The sequence below is a fragment of the Enterobacter sp. DN genome, from assembly GCF_046054285.1.
Classification (GTDB): Bacteria; Pseudomonadota; Gammaproteobacteria; order Enterobacterales; family Enterobacteriaceae; genus Enterobacter; species Enterobacter hormaechei_C.
This window is the reverse complement of record NZ_JBJJTG010000004.1, coordinates 22374-41990: the sequence shown is the minus strand read 5'-3', so window position 1 is coordinate 41990 and position 19617 is coordinate 22374. Positions and strand designations below refer to the sequence as shown.

The window sequence follows — 19617 nt, the reverse complement described above, 5'->3', positions numbered from 1 at the left end:
AACCTTGCGATTCTGAAAAATTGCGCACGATACGGCTTAATTGTACACATTCAGTCAGCGATATCACCAATAACCTCAATCACTTCGTTTAACGCCTGTTGTGGTTTTTCACTGTCTAACCAGTGAACACCCTCCCAACCGCGTAACCAGGTGATCTGGCGCTTCGCTAACTGTCTCGTGGCGCAAACACCTCGATAAACCATTTCATCGTATGAAATCTCACCTTCAAGATACGACCACATCTGGCGGTATCCCACACAACGAATGGAAGGCATGTCCGTATGCAAATCTCCACGGGCAAAAAGCGCCCGCACTTCTGCTTCAAAATCTGAAGCCAACATCTGATGAAAACGCTGCTCAATTCGTTGATGGAGCAGTTCACGGCTCGCCGGGGCGATGGCGAACTGATGCACCTGATACGGCAGAGCGTCTCCTGACGTTTGCGTCAGTTCCGTTAAAGTTTTACCCGAAATGAAAAAAACTTCCAGTGCCCGGGAAAGCCTTTGCGGATCGTTTGGGTGGATCCGCGCTGCGGCAACCGGATCAATCTCTTCCAGTTGCCTGTGCAAAGCGTCCCACCCCTGCTCTGCCGCCTGCCGCTCAATCTTCGCTCTCACTTCCGGATCGGCCGATGGCAGAGGCGATAACCCCTCCAGCAGCGCCTTAAAGTAGAGCATCGTGCCGCCAACTAACAGCGGTATGCGTCCCGCGGCGGTAATCTCGGCCATCTCGGCTAAGGCGTCGCGGCGAAAATCTGCCGCGGAGTAAGCCTGTGCCGGGTCGAGAATATCCAGTAAACGGTGCGGTGCCGCACGCAGTTCGTCTGCGTTGGGCTTCGCCGTGCCGATGTCCATCCCTCGGTAGATGAGGGCTGAATCAACGCTAATCAACTCTACTGGCAAAACTTTACGTAACTCAATGGCTAACGCCGTTTTACCGGAGGCCGTTGGCCCCATTAAAAAAATCGCCTTTGGCAGGCTCGCCTTACTTACATCAGTCATGTTTCAGGGCGGTCATCGCCGTTTGTAAATCAACAGGTTGTAACAAACCACCTGGAGGCGCTTTCACCAGCTGTGGACAGAGGCGCTCCACCTCCGCCAGAACGGTAATCGCCTGCGCCATACTCCACGGTGCATGCTCGCTGGCCAGATGGCGGGCGATCCACTGCGCGGTATCGGCGGCATCAAACGTCGTTTGCTGCGCCAGGTAGCCTATCAGTTCAGGAATCAAGTTTTGTAAACTTTGTTGGCGTAAGGGTAAAGGCACTGCGCGAATTGTCACATGCTGCGCGTCCAGTACGATTTCAATCCCCATTTCGGCCAGTTGCGTCTGCACGCGCCGCAAAACCCCTGTTTCTTCAGGGGATATTTTCAGGCGAACGGGGATCAACAGCGGCTGCGCGCAGGCGGCATTCATCCCCGGGGTTAACTGCGCCTGTTTGAGCCAGCGCTCCGCCACGGAAAGCGCCAGCAACAGCAGTTTACCTTCGCGTTCAAGCAACGCCATGTCGGGAGCAATAATGGTCAATACCCGACCAAAACTCTGGCTATGCCCATCCAGAGAGGGGGTTGAAACCGTGATGTGCTCTTTATGCTCCACCGCCGGCGTATCCAGCAGTTTGCGGTACAGCGCCCCCTGCTGTTTGTGGTAGCCCGGCTGAGCGTTGGGATAGTTGGCACCGGTTGGTCGCGGCGCGTTGCCCGCCGGGGATAAACGTGGAGCAGCCGGCTCGCGCGCGACCGCCGGTTCGGCAAAATGGTTACGCCCGGCCGCCACGCGGTTTTCCGGCAGTGGGCGCGGCGCGGGCTCTTCTTTTGCCAGCGGCAACTCTGGCTCTGCCTGCTGCTGCAATACAGCGGCAACGCCCTGGTAGATGAAATCATGCACCAGGCGCGACTGGTGGAAACGCACCTCGTGCTTGGCGGGGTGCACGTTAACGTCAACCTGGTGCGGGTCGATCTCCAGATAAAGCACAAAGGCGGGCTGTTGATCGGCGCCGAGCTTATCTTCGCAGGCCTGTCGAATAGCGTGGTTAATCAGGCGGTCGCGCATCATGCGGCCGTTGACGTAGCAATACTGAATTTCTGCGAACGCGGCGCTGCTGGCGTTCGGATCGGCAACCCAGCCGCGCAGGGCCAGATCGCCATGCTGCCACTCAATGGCCAGCGCTTTTTCCAGAAACGGTGTGCCGCAGATGGCGCCCAACCGACGCTCCTTTTGTCCACCCTCCGCCACCGCGCGGTACTGGCGCATCACCTTACCGTTATGGCTGAGGTTGATGGTGACATCAAAGCGCGCCAGCGCGATGCGGCGGATGATCTCGTCGATATGTCCGAATTCGGTCTTCTCGGTTCGCATAAACTTGCGCCGGGCGGGCGTGTTATAGAAGAGATCCAGCACTTCAAGCGTGGTGCCTACCGGGTGCGCCGCAGGTTTAACCGTGACGTCCATATCACGCCCTTCGGCGTAGGCCTGCCAGGCTTCCTGCTGGTCGGCCGTGCGGGAGGTCAACGTTAAGCGGGAAACGGAGCTGATACTGGCCAGCGCTTCGCCGCGAAAACCCAGGCTGATAATCGCTTCCAGATCGTCAAGTGAGGCAATTTTACTGGTGGCATGACGCGCCAGCGCCAGCGCCAGCTCGTCCTTTTTGATGCCACAGCCGTTATCACGAATGCGGATAAGCTTTGCGCCCCCGCGTTCGATATCAATATCGATGCGGGTCGCGCCCGCGTCGAGGCTGTTTTCCACCAGTTCCTTCACCACCGACGCAGGGCGTTCCACCACCTCACCGGCGGCGATTTGGTTCGCGAGCTGCGGCGGTAGAACCTGAATCGGCATGAACTCTCCTTAATTAGTCGCGGTCATCTCACCCGGCAGCGCGGCGCTTGCCGTCTGGGCGGCCCCGCCCTGCGGCGCAGACTGAAGCGGATGCGCGTCAAAGTATTTACGCAGACCGTTATAAATCGCTTCGGCAATTTGCTGCTGATAGCTGTCGCTGCCCAACAGGCGCTCTTCGCCGTTGTTACTGATAAAGCCCGTCTCTACCAGAATCGACGGAATATCCGGCGAACGCAGGACACCGAGGCTTGCATGCTCAGGGCGACGCTTATGCAGCGATCCAATGCTTTGCAGCTGGCTCAGTACGTTAGTGGCGACATCATACCCGACGCGCTGAGAATGACCGAACTGTAAATCCAACACCGCCTGGCTGAGATACGGATCGGCCTGGCTGTTTGCCAGCACATCGCCTGCCCCGCCTAACAGTTCAGACTGCTTCTCGTGCTCTTCAAGCCAGTTCGCCATTTCACTGTTGGCGCGACGGTTCGACAGCACCCATACCGACGCGCCGGTGGCGTTACGGTTCGGCGCAGCATCCGCGTGAATCGACACCAGGAAGTTGGCGTTTTGCTTACGCGCCACATCCGAGCGTCCCATCACTGAAATAAAGTAATCTCCGTCGCGGGTCATGACCCCTTTAAACATCGGATCGTCATTCAGAAGCGCACGCAGCTTACGGGCGATGGCGATAGTGACGTTTTTCTCCCGCGTGCCGCCCGGGCCAATCGCGCCAGGATCTTGCCCGCCGTGTCCGGCGTCGATGGCGATAATCACTTTGTCGCCACTGACCGGCGTACGCCGCGCGCTGACCGCCGGACGCGTCACCGTGTTGCTGCTGGTCACGGCGGTAAGTCGGTCATTTTGTGATTTAAACGGATTACGGGCTGGCTCAGACGGCCTTGGGGTATAAACCGGTGCCTCCACGCGTTTTGCTACAACAGGTGCAGGCGGTGGCGGCGGAACATCAGCATTAATGGTAAAGACCACCGTATAATTGGCGCCGTTTTGCTGCTTAACCGCCTTCGTCTTGCCCTTTTCGGTGAGATCGACCACCAGACGCAGAGACTGCGCATCCTTCGGCGTCCCCGAACGGATGCTTTTCACCAGATTGTTGCCGCTGAACTGGAGCGGCAGCCCCTGGATCACCCCGGTCTGTTTAATATCGAGCGCCACGCTGCGGCTGTCGATTTGTGAGAAAGCATATTCAGGATCGCCCATAAAGCTGAACGTAATACGGGCCTGGCTATCGCCATTCGACACCTGAATATCCGAGAGGCTGGCCGCCCCGGCCTGCGCGCACAGCAGGACCGTGGCAGCCAGCACCCAACCTTTAACGCGATTAATCATCCCGTTATCCCTACGCTCAACCGGCTAAACGCGCCAGTAAGGAACAGCCTGATGAGGAAACCGCACTGATGCGCGCCTCACGCCCTTGTGCCTGGTAATCTAAGTGAATTTCGACATCCGGGTCAGGCAGCACACCCGCACCTTGTTGCGGCCACTCCACCAGGCAGATGGCGTCGTTGGCAAAGTAATCGCGGATCCCCATAAATTCCAGCTCCTCAGGATCCGCAAGACGATATAAATCAAAGTGGTACACCATGATATTTTCAAGCGTGTACGGTTCTACCAGCGTATAGGTCGGGCTTTTTACGTTCCCGTTATGGCCTAACGCCTGCAAAAAGCCACGGCTGAAGGTTGTTTTACCCGCGCCTAAATCACCATACAGATAAATGACGGTCGCCCCCTGACAGGCCTGCGCCACGCGCTTGCCGAGATCTAAAGTGGCTTGTTCATCAGATAAAGGAATCGCTCGATTAGTCATTTTCTACGTCAATCACATCCGGGTTAACAACACGCCGCAGCGTGCAAAAAAGATCGGTGGCCAGCATTCCGCGCGTTCCGTAACGAGCAGCCAGCCTGTCAGCCGCCGCACCGTGGGCCACGCAGCCGGCACAGGCTGCATCATAAAGGGGAAGTTTCTGTCCAAGCAATGCGCCAATGATGCCAGAGAGCACATCGCCCATGCCGCCGCTCGCCATGCCTGCATTACCGGCATCAACGATGCCCATCGCACCATCGCTGGCGATAACGGTCCCCGCCCCTTTCAAAACGGCAACACCTCCGTAACGTTTTACCAGACGTTGGGCTGAAAGTAAGCGATCGCTTTCAATTTCTGCCACGCTACAGTTAAGCAGCCGTGCGGCTTCGCCGGGATGCGGCGTCAGAATGCGATTGTGACGCTTATCCGGGTTTATTGCCAGAAGGTTAAGCGCGTCGGCATCCCAGAGCATCGGTTTACGAAAATTCTCGGCCTTTTGCAGGGCCTGTTTACCCCACTCCTGCTGACCCAGGCCCGGACCAATGACCACCACGTCCGCCCACTCAAGACCCTCTTCAATCGCCTGCGGGGTAAGCTCGTGGACCATCAGCTCCGGCCGCGCGGTAATAATGGGCGGGATGTTTTCGCTGCGGGTCAGCACGCGTATTAATCCGGCGCCGCTGCGCAACGCGGCCTCTCCGGTCATACGAATCGCACCTGCCGTGCCGCGATCGCCGCCGATAATCAGCAGTCGGCCATGGTCGCCCTTATGGGACGTGGGACGGCGCGGCGGCAGCCACTGTGCAAGCAGGGAGGCATCAAAGCGGGTGATGTGGGTATCCTGTCCGGCCAGCCAGTTTTCCAGCCCCAGGGCGTTGTGGTGTAACGTGCCCACGACATCCCGCGCTTTACCGGTCAGTAAACCCGGCTTCAGGGCGATAAAGGTCACGGTGCGCGCCGCCTCAATCGACACGCCCGGCGTCGCGCCGGTTTGCGCCATCAGGCCGGAGGGAATATCCAGCGCTACCACCGGGGCGGGGTGCGCATTAGCGCGCGTAATCAGCGCGGCGACGTCATCGCGAGGCGCGCGCATCAGTCCCGTCCCCAGCAGACCGTCAACAATCACGTCGACATCCTCGGGCCAGACGATATCAGGCGCATGAATAATGCCCCCCGCATTCAGCCAGGCCTCTCTCGCCATGCCCGCTTCTTCCGGTAACGGCTTGTCGCTCTCCAGCGCCAGCAGGGTGACGCGCAGCCCCGCCGCCACCGCAAGACGAGCCACCACATAACCATCGCCACCGTTATTGCCGTGCCCGCACAGGATCAGATAGTGCGAAGCCTCCGGATAAGCCGTGCGCGCCACGTTAAACGCCGCCTCGCCCGCGCGCTGCATCAGTTCGTAAAGGGTAATGCCGAGGCTATCTGCGGCCTCTTTCTCGGCCCGACGGAGGTCATCCGCATGCCAGATGGAATGTGGTATACTTGCGGGGTTTTTCTTCACAGTATGGTCCGTCATGTCACAGCCCCTCGATCTCAATGAATTAGCGCGAAAAATAAAACAGTGGGGTGCTGAACTGGGCTTCCAGAAGGTCGGTATTACTGACACCGACCTCTCTGCCAGCGAGCCTAAGCTCCAGGCATGGCTGGATAAACAATACCACGGCGAGATGGAGTGGATGGCGCGTCACGGTATGATGCGTGCCCGCCCCCACGAGCTGTTGCCGGGTACGCTGCGCGTTATTAGCGTACGCATGAACTATCTGCCTGCTAACGCGGCCTTTGCGCGCACGCTAAAAAATCCTTCGCTGGGTTACGTCAGCCGATACGCTCTGGGACGTGACTACCATAAACTTCTGCGCAACCGTCTAAAAAAGCTCGGGGAAACCATTCAGCAGCACTGTGTTTCGCTGAATTTTAGACCCTTTGTCGATTCTGCGCCTATTCTTGAGCGCCCGATCGCCGAAAAAGCCGGGCTCGGCTGGACAGGTAAGCACTCACTTATCTTAAGCCGCGACGCGGGCTCATTCTTTTTCCTGGGTGAACTGCTGATTGATTTACCCCTGCCGGTAGACGGTCCGGTGGAAGAAGGCTGTGGTCGCTGTGTGGCCTGTATGACCATCTGCCCAACGGGCGCTATTGTCGAACCGTATACCGTTGATGCGCGCCGCTGTATCTCTTATCTCACTATCGAGCTGGAAGGCGCCATTCCAGAGGAATTTCGTCCGCTTATCGGCAACCGCATCTACGGCTGTGATGACTGTCAGCTGATTTGTCCGTGGAACCGTTATTCACAGTTGACGGACGAAGAAGACTTCAGTCCGCGCAAGGCGTTACATGCCCCGCAGTTGATCGAACTGTTCGCCTGGAGCGAAGCCTGGTTCCTGAAGGTGACGGAAGGTTCCGCCATACGTCGTATCGGCCACCTGCGCTGGCTGCGTAATGTGGCCGTTGCGCTGGGGAATGCCCCGTGGGATGAAGCAAATCTTCAGGCGCTCGAAAGCCGCAGAGGTGAGCACCCACTTCTTGATGAGCACATAGAATGGGCGATTGCGCAGCAAATTGAGAAGCGAAATGCGGGTGTGGTTGAAGTGCAGTTACCGAAGAAACAGCGCCTGGTCAGGGTGATTGAAAAAGGGCTGCCGCGGGATGTGTGATATATTCACAGGCTGTGAATAAAAATAAGAATTCAGGCGCCATCAGCTCTGGCAAACAGGTCAAGTGATCTAAATAACATTTTGAAATCAAATTTTCTTCATAAATTACAGGGAATTACGAAGATATTATTCACCCTGCTAACATTTCGTACAGACTGGTTTTATCACGGTTTCTGTGGATAACTCTGTTCACAAGAGTATTTCAGACATAATAGAAAACGTCCCCAACGAAGCACTTCGCTGTGGATAATCTGGAGATGAAGAAGAATTTGGAGCGGGAAACGAGACTCGAACTCGCGACCCCGACCTTGGCAAGGTCGTGCTCTACCAACTGAGCTATTCCCGCTTGGGTGTTCTGGTGCTGGCGTATCTTGCGATACTTTTCAAATTTTGGAGCGGGAAACGAGACTCGAACTCGCGACCCCGACCTTGGCAAGGTCGTGCTCTACCAACTGAGCTATTCCCGCAAATCTGTACTGCTTTTGTTGCTGTCGTAACGTGTAATTCTCTGTCGTTACGGGAGGCGCATTATACGAGAAATCCGTTTAGCTGCAACCCCCCTCAAAGCGATTTTTTTGAAATTCAGTTCAAGTGCTTATTTAATCGGCAAGCTGAACAATTTAGCGACAAAAACCCGGCCACGCAAGGCGCCGGATCGCAAAATCAGAGCTTAATAAAGTTTTCGCGATAGTACGCCAGCTCCGCAACAGACTCACGGATGTCGTCCATCGCCTGGTGCGTCCCCTGCTTTGTAAAGCCGTCGAGAATTTCCGGTTTCCAGCGGCGGGCCAGCTCTTTCAGGGTGCTCACATCCAGATAGCGGTAGTGGAAGTAGGACTCCAGCTCCGGCATGTACTTAAACAGGAAACGACGATCCTGACCAATGCTGTTGCCACAGATAGGCGATTTTCCTGCCGGCACCCACTGCTTCAGAAATTCAAGCGTCGCCAGCTCCGCTTCGCGGTCGCCCAGGGTGCTGGCCTTCACGCGTTCCACCAGCCCGCTGCCGGTATGGGTACGCACGTTCCACTCATCCATCAGCGCAAGCTGGTCATCGGACTGGTGCACGGCAATCGTTGGGCCTTCCGCCAGAATATTGAGATTGGCATCGGTGACCAGTGTGGCGATCTCAATAATGCGATCGCGCTCGGGATCCAGGCCGGTCATCTCCAGATCGATCCAAATCAGGTTGTTTTCGTCCGCGCTCATGTTATTTTCCACCCTTCTCGCATAACCGGCAGTAGCAGGTTAACTAGTATTAATTAGAGTGTATCATAGAGGTTTTGCCCGCTACGGGCGACCAGGAGCCAGCGCGATTGAGTAAAAATAAACTCTCCAAAGGGCAGCAGCGCCGCGTGAATGCAAATCACCAGCGCCGTCTTAAAACCACTACGGAGAAGCCCGATTACGACGACAACCTGTTTGGCGAAGCGACAGAAGGCGTTGTGATTAGCCGCTTCGGCATGCACGCCGATGTCGAATCCGCCGACGGGGATATCCACCGTTGCAATATCCGTCGCACCATCCGTTCCCTGGTGACCGGTGACCGCGTGGTCTGGCGTCCAGGTAAAGAGGCGGCGGAAGGGGTAACGGTTAAAGGCATCGTAGAAGCCGTGCATGAACGCACGTCGGTTCTGACCCGTCCAGATTTCTACGACGGCGTGAAGCCCATTGCCGCCAACATTAACCAGATCGTGATCGTTTCGGCGATTTTGCCTGAGCTTTCGCTCAATATTATTGACCGTTATCTGGTGGCCTGCGAAACGCTACAGGTTGAGCCGCTCATCGTGCTGAATAAAATCGATCTGCTGGATGACGAGGCCATGGCCTTTGTAAATGAGCAGATGGATATTTACCGCAACATTGGCTATCGCGTGTTGATGGTTTCCAGCCGCACCAAAGATGGCCTGAAGCCGTTAGAAGATGCGCTGACCGACCGCATCAGCATCTTTGCGGGGCAGTCCGGCGTAGGTAAATCGAGCCTGCTTAACAACCTGCTCGGCCTTCAGCAAGAGATCCTGACCAACGATGTGTCTGACGTCTCGGGCCTGGGCCAGCACACCACCACTGCCTCACGTCTCTATCACTTCCCGCACGGTGGCGATGTGATTGACTCCCCGGGCGTGCGTGAGTTTGGTCTCTGGCACCTCGAGCCGGAACAAATCTTTAACGGATTTGTCGAATTCCATGACTATTTAGGCGCTTGCAAATACCGCGACTGTAAACATGACAACGATCCGGGCTGCGCTATCCGCGAAGCGGTAGAGAACGGAGAAATTGCGGAAACCCGTTTCGAAAATTACCACCGTATTCTCGAAAGCATGGACCAGGTAAAAACGCGTAAAAACTTTTCTGATTCTGATAACTGACAACTAAGCTAAGCGTCGCTAAAATCGTCCCCTTTTTTCAGGTTCCGGCAGCGTAATGCCGGATCAGGAACGACAAAACAATGGCCTGGAGGCTACCTTGTTAAACTCATTTAAACTTTCGCTTCAATACATTCTGCCGAAACTGTGGCTCACTCGCCTGGCGGGCTGGGGCGCGAGCAAACGAGCGGGCTGGCTGACCAAACTGGTCATCGACCTGTTCGTGAAATACTACAAGGTCGACATGAAAGAAGCGCAGAAGCCGGATACGGCAAGCTACCGCACCTTCAACGAATTTTTTGTGCGTCCGCTGCGCGACGAAGTGCGCCCGCTGAATACCGACCCGAACGTGCTGGTGATGCCAGCGGACGGCGTGATCAGCCAGCTGGGTAAAATTGAAGACGACAAAATTTTGCAGGCGAAAGGCCATAACTACAGCCTGGAAGCGCTGCTGGCCGGTAACTACATAATGGCCGATCTGTTCCGTAACGGGACTTTCGCGACCACCTATCTCTCCCCACGCGACTACCACCGCGTGCATATGCCGTGTAACGGTATTCTGCGCGAGATGATCTACGTGCCGGGGGATCTGTTCTCCGTAAACCACCTGACGGCGCAAAACGTTCCTAACCTGTTTGCCCGTAACGAGCGCGTCATCTGCCTGTTTGATACTGAATTTGGCCCAATGGCGCAGATTCTGGTGGGTGCTACCATTGTAGGCAGCATCGAAACCGTCTGGGCGGGCACCATTACGCCGCCGCGCGAAGGCGTGATCAAGCGCTGGACCTGGCCTGCCGGCGAAGAAGAAGGTTCTGTGGCCCTGCTGAAAGGTCAGGAAATGGGTCGCTTCAAGCTGGGCTCAACGGTCATCAACCTGTTCGCACCGGGCAAAGTTAACCTGGTCGACGAGCTGGAAAGCCTGTCCGTGACCAAACTCGGCCAGCCTCTGGCAGTATCGACGGAGGTCTTTGTGACGCCAGAGGTTGCGCCTGCCCCGTTGCCGGAAGAAGAGATCAAAGCCGAGCACGACGCCAGCCCGCTGGTTGACGACAAAAAAGACGAAGGCTAACAACAGAAGGATCGCTGACGTGCGCCCGATTATCGTATTACTGATGGCCTGGTGCCTCAGCATGGGGGCGTACGCAGCGACGGCCCCCGACGCCAAACAGATAACCCAGGAGCTGGAGCAGGCAAAAGCGGCGAAACCCGCTCAGCCGGAGACCGTTGAGTCGCTCCAGTCTGCACTGAACGCGCTTGAGGAACGAAAGGGTTCCCTTGAGCGCGCGCAGCAGTATCAGCAGGTTATCGACAACTTCCCCAAACTCTCTCAGACCCTGCGCTCGCAGCTAAACAACCTGCGCGATGAACCACGCCAGGTCCCCGCGGGGATGACGTCCGAGGCGCTGAATCAGGAGATCCTGCAAGTCAGCAGCCAACTGCTGGAAAAAAGCCGTCTGGCGCAGCAGGAGCAGGAACGGGCGCGTGAAATTGCCGATTCCCTCAGTCAGCTTCCACAGCAGCAAACCGATGCCCGCCGTCAGTTAAATGAGGTGGAACGCCGCATCGGGACGCAGACAGGCAGCACACCGCAGAATCAGGCGCAAAATCTTGGGTTGCAGGCGGAATCCGCCAGACTAAAAGCGCTGGTTGATGAACTGGAGCTGGCGCAGCTTTCCGCTAACAACCGCCAGGAGCTGTCGCGGATGCGTTCTGAGGTGGCGCAGAAGCAGAGCCAGCAGCTGGATGCGTATCTCCAGGCGCTGAGAAATCAACTCAACAGCCAGCGTCAGCGTGAAGCTGAACGTGCGCTGGAAAGCACCGAGTTACTGGCCGAAAACAGTGCTAACCTGCCCGACAGCATCGTCGCCCAGTTTAAGGTTAACCGCGAGCTTTCTGCCGCGCTGAATCAGCAGGCGCAGCGCATGGATTTGGTGGCCTCGCAGCAGCGTCAGGCCACCAATCAAACCCTCCAGGTTCGTCAGGCGCTCAACACGCTGCGTGAACAGTCCCAGTGGCTTGGCTCGTCTAACCTGTTGGGCGAAGCGTTACGCGCCCAGGTGGCTCGTCTGCCAGAGATGCCAAAACCGCAGCAGCTTGATACGGAGATGGCGCAGTTGCGCGTTCAGCGTCTTCATTATGAAGATCTCCTCAACAAGCAGCCGCAAATCCGCCAGATCCGTCAGGCTGACGGACAGCCGCTCACCGGCGAGCAAAGTCGTATTCTGGAAGCGCAACTGCGCACCCAACGCGAACTGCTCAATTCCCTGTTGCAGGGAGGCGATACGCTGATCCTTGAGCTGACTAAGCTGAAAGTCTCGAATAGCCAGCTGGAGGATGCGCTGAAAGAGGTCAACGAAGCCACGCACCGTTACCTTTTCTGGACGTCCGACGTGCGGCCGATGACCTTCGCCTGGCCGATTGAGATTGTGCAGGATCTGCGCCGCCTCATTTCATTGGACACCTTCAGCCAGCTGGGCCTCGCCAGCGTAATGATGATAACCAGCAAGGAGACCATCTTCCCGCTGCTGGGGGCGCTGATTCTGGTGGGCTTCAGTATTTATTCCCGTCGTCACTTTACCCGTTTCCTTGAGCGCTCCAGCGCCCGAGTGGGAAAAGTAACCCAGGATCACTTCTGGCTGACGTTGCGTACGGTGTTCTGGTCAATTCTGGTCGCGTCTCCGCTGCCGGTGCTGTGGATGACGCTCGGATACGGCCTGCGTGAAGCCTGGCCCTACCCGCTTGCCGTCGCGATTGGCGATGGCGTGACCGCCACCGTTCCGCTGCTGTGGGTGGTGATGATTTGCGCCACGTTTGCGCGGCCAAATGGTCTGTTCATCGCTCACTTTGGCTGGCCGCATAATCGCGTTGCGCGGGCGATGCGTTACTACCTGATGAGTATCGGGCTGATTGTGCCGCTGATTATGGCGTTGATCATGTTCGATAATCTCAATGACCGGGAGTTCTCCGGCTCGCTGGGACGGCTGTGCTTTATGCTGATCTGCGGGGCGTTAGCGGTAGTGACGCTCAGCCTGAAACGCGCCGGGATCCCGCTCTATCTCGACAAGACCGGCAGCGGCGATAACATGTTTAACCGTCTGCTGTGGAACCTGCTGCTCAGCGCGCCGCTGGCGGCGATGCTGGCGGCAGCGGTCGGTTATCTCGCCACGGCGCAGGCGCTGCTCGCCCGACTGGAAACGTCGGTGGCTATCTGGTTCCTGCTGCTGGTGGTCTACCATGTTATTCGCCGCGGCATGCTGATCCAGCGTCGTCGTCTGGCGTTTGACCGTGCCAAACACCGTCGCGCAGAAATTCTGGCCCAGCGCGCGCGGGGTGAAGAAGAGCCGAACCACGTCAACAGCACCGAAGGGACCACAGACGCCGATGACGTCGAACTGGATCTGGATGCGATCAGTACCCAGTCCCTGCGGCTGGTACGCTCAATTCTGATGCTGGTTGCCCTGCTGTCGGTGATCTTCCTGTGGTCGGAAATCCACTCCGCGTTTGGCTTCCTGGAGAACATCTCTTTATGGGATGTGACGTCCACGGTGCAGGGGGTCGAAAGTCTGGAGCCCATCACCTTAGGGGCCGTGCTGATTGCGATTCTGGTGCTGATCATCACCACGCAGCTGATCCGTAACTTCCCTGCCCTGCTGGAGCTGGCGCTGTTGCAGCATCTGGATTTAACCCCCGGCACGGGCTATGCGATCACCACCATCACCAAGTATTTAATCATGCTGTTTGGTGGGCTGGTTGGCTTCTCGATGATTGGTATCGAATGGTCAAAACTGCAATGGCTCGTTGCCGCCCTGACCGTAGGCCTGGGTTTTGGTTTACAGGAGATTTTTGCCAACTTCGTTTCTGGTCTGATCATTCTGTTTGAAAAGCCGATTCGAATTGGCGATACGGTGACCATCCGCGATCTCACCGGCAGCGTCACCAGGATCAACACCCGCGCCACCACCATCAGTGACTGGGACCGTAAAGAGATCATCGTCCCGAACAAGGCGTTTATCACCGAGCAGTTTATCAACTGGTCGCTGTCCGACTCCGTCACGCGTGTGGTGCTGACCGTACCCGCTCCGTCGGATGCCAACAGCGAAGAGGTGACGCAGATCCTCTATACGGCTGCTGAACGCTGTTCGCTGGTAATCGACAACCCGCCGCCGGAAGTGTTCCTGGTTGATTTGCAGCAGGGGATCCAGATTTTCGAGCTGCGTATCTACGCCGCCGAGATGGGACACCGTATGCCGCTGCGCCATGAGATCCACCAGTTGATTCTGGCTGGCTTCCGCGAGCACGGAATTGATATGCCGTTCCCACCGTTCCAGATGCGTCTGGAAACGCTGGACGGACGTAAGACGGGAAGAACGTTGACGTCAGCGGCGCGTACGCGCCCGGCGGGAAGTTTGTAATCCTTTCCCCCTCCCCGTCGGGAGGGGGTCAATCCTTTATGCCACTTCTGCTACACAGGCCTTCGAGCGACGACGGTAATGCTCATAAATCCCCATTGCCAGCAGCGAGAAGAAGATCGGTCCGCCAACCATCCACAGCGTGCTGTTCCAGTCATTTGCCTCAACCACGGGCTGAATGACGGTAAAGATATTAGCGAACGCGACGACCAGCACCACAACAGTGGTCGCCAGCAGCGTCGCCGCGCGGGTTTTGAAGATCACAAATGGCCGCTCCAGATCCTGCTTCGCCTTAAAGAACGGGAACGCCAGGGTCAGGAACAGATACGGCAGCGTCATCGATACGTTCGCCATCAGGGTCAGCTTGTTATAGAACGCCGACGCGGTATCACCGCCGAAGGATACCAGCAGAATGAACACGCACACCAGCAGGCACTGCATCCACATCGCGTTGGCAGGCATACCGGCAGCGTTCAGCTGCGTCATACGTGCGGGCCACAGCGCCTTTGGCGTCCCCTGAATAATCGCTTTCAGCGGCGAGTAGATCAGCGTGAAGAATGCGCCAGTATAGGCGAGGAACATCGACAAACCGGTAATCCGCGCAAACCAGATCCCCAGGGTGGCCGACGTTTCCGGCGCGAGATCCATGGCGTTGCCCAGCGTCACCCCCAGGCTTTTCATCAGCACGTAGGTAATGTTGCCGAGGTTGGTGGTGTTATTGCTCAACACCTGCTGCCAGTTGGTGCTGACGCCCCAGAGGAAAATCGCCAGTGAGTAGCCAATAGAAATGACGATGGCGGCAAAGATAATACCTTTGGCGAAGTTCTTTTCCGGATTTTCGGTTTTGTCGACCAGCCCGCCCACGGCTTCAATTCCACCGTAAGCAAAGATGGCAAACACCACGAAGGAGAGCATGGCCAGCCCGGACTGGTAACCCGGATTAGGCGATGAAACGAAGTTGACTTCCTGTGCGAAATGCCCGCCGTTCAGGCACAGAATGGCGATGCTGACCAGCAGCAGCACCAGGTTCAGGCACATCACGGAAATACCGCCAACGGCAGTGATACGGGCAATTTTGTTGATGCCTTTCGAGGCCACCAGGGTGACCACCACCATCCAGCACACTGCCAGAATACCGACCACCTGCGTGGAGCTCAGCCCCGCCAGAGACCAGACCTGCGTTTTATCCGCACCGAAGAGAAACGTTGAGAACGGCACCCAAACCTTGGCCGCCGTGCTGACCATCCAGACGACGTAGGATGAAAACCACATGAACGTACCGATAAACGCGTAACGCGGACCGACGCTGTTGTTCATCCACGAATAGATGCCGCCCTCTTCTTTCCGGTACGCCGAGCCCATCTCCGCCATCATCAGCGCAAACGGGATAAAGAAGAACAGAGCGGAAACGATATAAAACGGCGTCGCGCTGTAGCCCATCAGATAAAACGCGGACGGGCTATTGGCAAAGCCAAAGACTGACGTAAAAATCATCAGAATGAGCCCGGTAAGGGTCATTTTTTTGAGTGAGTGAGACATATAACCATCCGAAACGGAATTAAACTGCGCGGATGGTAGCAGATGACCAGACAAACAATGTGGCTATCCGAGTCAAATTAAGAAAAAGACCCGTATAGAGAGAAATGAGCAGTTTTTAATGTGGCAGAGTTAAATGATCGAGTAGGCCGGGTAAGCGCAGCGCCACCCGGCATTTTTTCAGGCGCGATCGACCGTAAAGGCAATCACATCGCCCAGGTGCTCGGCACCCAGCGCCAGCATGATCAGACGATCCACACCCAGCGCCACGCCGGAGCAGTCCGGCAGACCGGCTTTAAGCGCTTCCAGCAGATGAGTATCAATCGGCTGCTGCGGCAGACCGCGCGCGTTGCGCTTGCGGTTATCCTGCTCGAAACGCTGCTGCTGTTCGCGCGCGTCGGTCAGCTCGTGGAAACCGTTCGCCAGCTCGATGCCTTTGAAATACACCTCAAAACGCTCCGCCACGCGGTGATCTTCGGTGCTGATCTGCGCCAGTGAGGCCTGGCTGGCCGGGAAGTGATAGACAAACGTCGGACGATCTTTGCCAATCTGCGGTTCAACACCAAAGGTGAACAGCAGTTGCAGCAGCGTGTCGCGATCCTCTTCGTTATCCGCCACGTTGCTCAGATCCAGTTTTGCCGCCACTTCACGCAGCTGTGTTTTATCAGCCGACAGCGGATCGATTTCCAGATGGCGCTGGAAGGCCTGCTGATAGGAGAGCGTTTCAGCTTCCGCGCAATCCAGCACCTGTTGCAGCAGATCGTCAACTTCGTTCATCAGACGATACATGTCGTAGTGCGGGCGGTACCACTCCAGCATGGTGAATTCCGGATTATGGTGTCGGCCCATCTCTTCATTACGGAAGCTACGGCACAGCTGATAGACCGGACCACACCCGGCCGCCAGCAGACGCTTCATATGGTATTCCGGGCTGGTCATCAGATACAGATTCATGCCCTGAGAGTGGCCTGGGCCAACAAAACGGGTTTCAAACGGGACCAGATGAATATCCGTGACCGTCGCCTGACTCATGCACGGCGTTTCCACCTCCAGGACGCCGCGATCGGCAAAGAAACGGCGGATCTCCGCCATAATTGCTGCGCGCTTTAGCAGGTTTGGAATGGATGCGCTCGGCTGCCAGGTGGCCGTTTCGCTCATGAGTTATTTCTCCGTTTTCAGACAAGGGCACGAAGTCTACTCGTAAGCCGGGGCAGAGACAAATTTTGCACAGTAAAAGTCCTTTTTCATTGCACAGAGAAATACTGTGACGCCATTCATTAATCACGATGATAAATCACCGCACAGAACAGCAAAAAAATCGAACACGTCAAATTTCCCTCACTTCTACGCGGTTATACTGTTTTACCCATAAAGGAGCAGTGGAATCGCTTCCGCAATCGCCCGTTCGGGCAGGTGAACGTCCTTTAGTTCATCCCGTTGCGGGAAAACAAAAATCTGGAGGAATGTCGTGCAAACTTTTCAAGCCGATCTTGCCGTAATAGGCGCTGGCGGGGCTGGATTACGCGCTGCAATTGCTGCGGCACAAGCCAATCCGAACGCTAAAATCGCATTGATTTCAAAAGTCTATCCGATGCGCAGCCACACGGTAGCCGCAGAAGGAGGATCCGCCGCCGTCGCGCAGGATCATGACAGCTTCGAATACCATTTCCACGACACGGTTGCAGGGGGCGACTGGCTTTGCGAACAGGATGTCGTTGATTACTTCGTGCACCATTGCCCAACGGAAATGACCCAGCTGGAACAGTGGGGATGCCCGTGGAGCCGCCGTCCGGACGGGAGCGTCAACGTCCGCCGCTTCGGTGGCATGAAGATCGAACGCACCTGGTTTGCCGCCGATAAGACCGGCTTCCACATGCTGCACACCCTGTTCCAGACCTCCCTCCAGTTCCCACAAATCCAGCGCTTTGACGAACATTTCGTTCTCGACATTCTGGTCGACGACGGTCATGCGCGCGGACTGGTGGCAATGAACATGATGGAAGGCACGCTTGTCCAGATCCGCGCTAACGCGGTGGTGATGGCAACGGGCGGCGCGGGCCGCGTATACCGCTACAACACCAACGGCGGCATCGTCACCGGTGACGGTATGGGCATGGCGCTCAGCCACGGCGTCCCGCTGCGTGATATGGAGTTCGTCCAGTATCACCCAACCGGTCTGCCGGGCTCTGGTATTCTGATGACGGAAGGCTGCCGCGGTGAAGGCGGTATTCTGGTCAACAAAAACGGCTATCGCTATTTGCAGGATTACGGCATGGGTCCGGAAACCCCGCTTGGCGAGCCGAAAAACAAATACATGGAACTCGGCCCACGCGACAAAGTTTCTCAGGCTTTCTGGCACGAGTGGCGCAAAGGCAACACCATCTCAACGCCGCGCGGCGACGTGGTGCATCTCGACCTGCGTCATCTCGGCGAGAAGAAACTGCTGGAGCGTCTGCCGTTTATCTGCGAGCTGGCGAAAGCCTATGTGGGCGTCGATCCGGTGAAAGAGCCGATCCCGGTGCGTCCAACCGCGCACTACACCATGGGCGGTATCGAAACCGACCAGCAGTGCGAAACCCGCATCAAAGGGCTGTTTGCGGTGGGCGAGTGTTCCTCCGTCGGTCTGCACGGCGCAAACCGTCTGGGCTCGAACTCGCTGGCTGAGCTGGTGGTCTTTGGTCGCATGGCGGGCGAACGTGCGATGGAGCGTGCCGCAACGGCAGGTGAAGCTAACAGCGCGGCGCTGGATGCGCAGGTTGCAGACGTCGAAAAACGCCTGAAAGACCTGGTGAACCAGGAAGGTAACGAAAACTGGTCGAAGATCCGCGACGAAATGGGGCTGTCGATGGAAGAAGGCTGCGGGATCTACCGTACGCCAGAGCTGATGCAGAAAACCGTCGACAAGCTGGCCGAGTTGCAGGAGCGCTTCAAACGCGTGCGCATCACCGACACCTCCAGCGTCTTCAATACCGATCTGCTTTATACCATTGAACTGGGCCACGGCCTGAACGTCGCAGAATGTATGGCCCATTCCGCCCTGGCGCGTAAAGAGTCCCGCGGCGCGCACCAGCGCCTGGATGAGGGCTGCACCGAACGTGACGACGTCAATTTCCTTAAACACACTCTCGCCTGGCGCGATGCGGATGGCACTACGCGACTGGACTACAGCGACGTGAAAATCACCACGCTGCCACCGGCGAAACGCGTGTACGGTGCAGAAGCAGAAGCCGCCGATAAGAAGGAGAAGGCGAATGGCTGAGATGCAAAAACTGAAAATTGAAGTGGTGCGCTACAATCCGGAAGTGGACGCCGCGCCGCACAGCGCTTTCTATGAAGTCCCTTACGACGAGCAAACCTCCCTGCTGGATGCGCTCGGCTATATCAAAGATAACCTGGCCCCAGACCTGAGCTACCGCTGGTCCTGCCGCATGGCAATTTGCGGCTCCTGCGGCATGATGGTCAACAAGGTGCCAAAGCTGGCGTGTAAAACCTTCCTGCGTGATTACACCAAAGGTATCAAGGTTGAAGCGCTGGGCAACTTCCCGATTGAGCGCGATCTGGTGGTCGACATGACCCACTTTATCGAAAGCCTCGAAGCGATTAAGCCGTACATCATCGGCAACCCGCGCACGCCGGATCAGGGGCCAAACACCCAGACGCCCGCGCAGATGGCGAAATACCATCAGTTCTCCGGCTGCATCAACTGCGGCCTGTGCTACGCCGCCTGTCCGCAGTTTGGCCTGAACCCTGAGTTCATCGGCCCGGCCGCCATTACCCTGGCGCACCGCTATAACGAAGACAGCCGGGACCACGGTAAAAAAGAACGTATGGCGCAGCTTAACAGCCAGAACGGGGTCTGGACCTGCACATTCGTGGGCTACTGCTCCGAAGTGTGTCCGAAGCACGTCGACCCGGCCGCCGCTATTCAGCAGGGGAAAGTGGAAAGCTCGAAAGACTTTCTTATCGCTACCCTGAAACCACGCTAAGGA

The 19617-nt window shown here is 56.8% G+C and carries 14 protein-coding genes and 2 tRNA genes; 6 read left to right on the top strand and 10 right to left on the bottom strand.

Annotated features, from left to right (window positions below; translation table 11 throughout):
• Window positions 1-50: 50 nt before the first annotated feature.
• From miaA to nnr, 5 genes are read right to left on the bottom strand one after another with little or no spacing between them, the layout of a single operon-like run.
• Window positions 51-1001 carry a tRNA (adenosine(37)-N6)-dimethylallyltransferase MiaA gene (gene miaA, locus ACJTMZ_RS11080; RefSeq protein ID WP_017383956.1) on the bottom strand — a complete coding sequence of 317 codons (951 nt, stop codon included), beginning with the start codon at window positions 999-1001 and terminating at the stop codon, window positions 51-53.
• Window positions 994-2838, bottom strand: a complete 1845-nt coding sequence (gene mutL / locus ACJTMZ_RS11075) for a DNA mismatch repair endonuclease MutL (protein ID WP_252010766.1) — start codon at window positions 2836-2838, stop codon at window positions 994-996. Before mutL ends, miaA begins: the two co-directional genes overlap by 8 nt.
• 9 nt (window positions 2839-2847) lie before the next feature.
• On the bottom strand, window positions 2848-4185 hold the full coding sequence (amiB, locus tag ACJTMZ_RS11070) for an N-acetylmuramoyl-L-alanine amidase AmiB (protein ID WP_015572465.1): 1338 nt from the start codon (window positions 4183-4185) through the stop codon (window positions 2848-2850).
• A 16-nt stretch (window positions 4186-4201) separates the two neighbouring features.
• The gene (tsaE, locus tag ACJTMZ_RS11065; RefSeq protein ID WP_408626919.1) at window positions 4202-4663 is read right to left on the bottom strand and encodes a tRNA (adenosine(37)-N6)-threonylcarbamoyltransferase complex ATPase subunit type 1 TsaE; all 462 of its coding nucleotides are present in this window, start codon (window positions 4661-4663) and stop codon (window positions 4202-4204) included.
• On the bottom strand, window positions 4656-6179 hold the full coding sequence (gene nnr, locus ACJTMZ_RS11060) for a bifunctional ADP-dependent NAD(P)H-hydrate dehydratase/NAD(P)H-hydrate epimerase (protein WP_252010765.1): 1524 nt from the start codon (window positions 6177-6179) through the stop codon (window positions 4656-4658). Before nnr ends, tsaE begins: the two co-directional genes overlap by 8 nt.
• On the opposite strand from nnr, the gene queG reads away from it, so the two are divergent.
• Window positions 6178-7317 carry a tRNA epoxyqueuosine(34) reductase QueG gene (queG, locus tag ACJTMZ_RS11055; protein WP_252010764.1) on the top strand — a complete coding sequence of 380 codons (1140 nt, stop codon included), beginning with the start codon at window positions 6178-6180 and terminating at the stop codon, window positions 7315-7317. The genes nnr and queG overlap by 2 nt on opposite strands.
• A 270-nt stretch (window positions 7318-7587) precedes the next feature.
• Here the strand turns inward: queG and ACJTMZ_RS11050 are convergent.
• The 3 genes from ACJTMZ_RS11050 to orn form a co-directional block, all read right to left on the bottom strand.
• Window positions 7588-7663, bottom strand: a tRNA-Gly gene (locus ACJTMZ_RS11050).
• Between the two features lie 45 nt (window positions 7664-7708).
• Window positions 7709-7784: transfer RNA gene (locus ACJTMZ_RS11045), tRNA-Gly, on the bottom strand.
• Between the two features lie 196 nt (window positions 7785-7980).
• Complete coding sequence (gene orn, locus ACJTMZ_RS11040; protein WP_003855965.1) at window positions 7981-8526, bottom strand: oligoribonuclease; 546 nt, start codon at window positions 8524-8526, stop codon at window positions 7981-7983.
• Window positions 8527-8633: 107 nt separating this feature from the next.
• On the opposite strand from orn, the gene rsgA reads away from it, so the two are divergent.
• From rsgA to mscM, 3 genes are all read left to right on the top strand, one after another.
• Window positions 8634-9686: a small ribosomal subunit biogenesis GTPase RsgA gene (gene rsgA, locus ACJTMZ_RS11035; protein ID WP_003855964.1), complete on the top strand. Its 1053-nt coding sequence runs from the start codon at window positions 8634-8636 to the stop codon at window positions 9684-9686.
• Between the two features lie 97 nt (window positions 9687-9783).
• Window positions 9784-10752 (top strand): archaetidylserine decarboxylase, encoded by a 969-nt coding sequence (asd, locus tag ACJTMZ_RS11030; RefSeq protein WP_026080660.1) that lies wholly within the window; start codon window positions 9784-9786, stop codon window positions 10750-10752.
• Between the two features lie 19 nt (window positions 10753-10771).
• Window positions 10772-14095, top strand: coding sequence for a miniconductance mechanosensitive channel MscM (mscM, locus tag ACJTMZ_RS11025; RefSeq protein WP_252010763.1), 3324 nt, complete (start codon window positions 10772-10774; stop codon window positions 14093-14095).
• A gap of 36 nt (window positions 14096-14131) precedes the next feature.
• Here the strand turns inward: mscM and yjeM are convergent, their stop codons facing one another.
• Both yjeM and epmA read right to left on the bottom strand, forming a co-directional pair.
• Entirely contained in the window at window positions 14132-15631 is a 1500-nt protein-coding gene (gene yjeM / locus ACJTMZ_RS11020; RefSeq protein WP_252010762.1) for a glutamate/gamma-aminobutyrate family transporter YjeM, read from the bottom strand.
• A gap of 177 nt (window positions 15632-15808) precedes the next feature.
• Window positions 15809-16786: an elongation factor P--(R)-beta-lysine ligase gene (gene epmA, locus ACJTMZ_RS11015; RefSeq protein WP_252010761.1), complete on the bottom strand. Its 978-nt coding sequence runs from the start codon at window positions 16784-16786 to the stop codon at window positions 15809-15811.
• Between the two features lie 310 nt (window positions 16787-17096).
• Between epmA and frdA the strand changes: the two genes are divergently transcribed.
• Complete coding sequence (gene frdA, locus ACJTMZ_RS11010) at window positions 17097-18887, top strand: fumarate reductase (quinol) flavoprotein subunit (protein WP_006810402.1); 1791 nt, start codon at window positions 17097-17099, stop codon at window positions 18885-18887.
• Window positions 18880-19614 carry a fumarate reductase iron-sulfur protein gene (gene frdB / locus ACJTMZ_RS11005; protein WP_006810403.1) on the top strand — a complete coding sequence of 245 codons (735 nt, stop codon included), beginning with the start codon at window positions 18880-18882 and terminating at the stop codon, window positions 19612-19614. The genes frdA and frdB overlap by 8 nt, the downstream gene beginning before the upstream one ends.
• Window positions 19615-19617 lie beyond the last annotated feature (3 nt).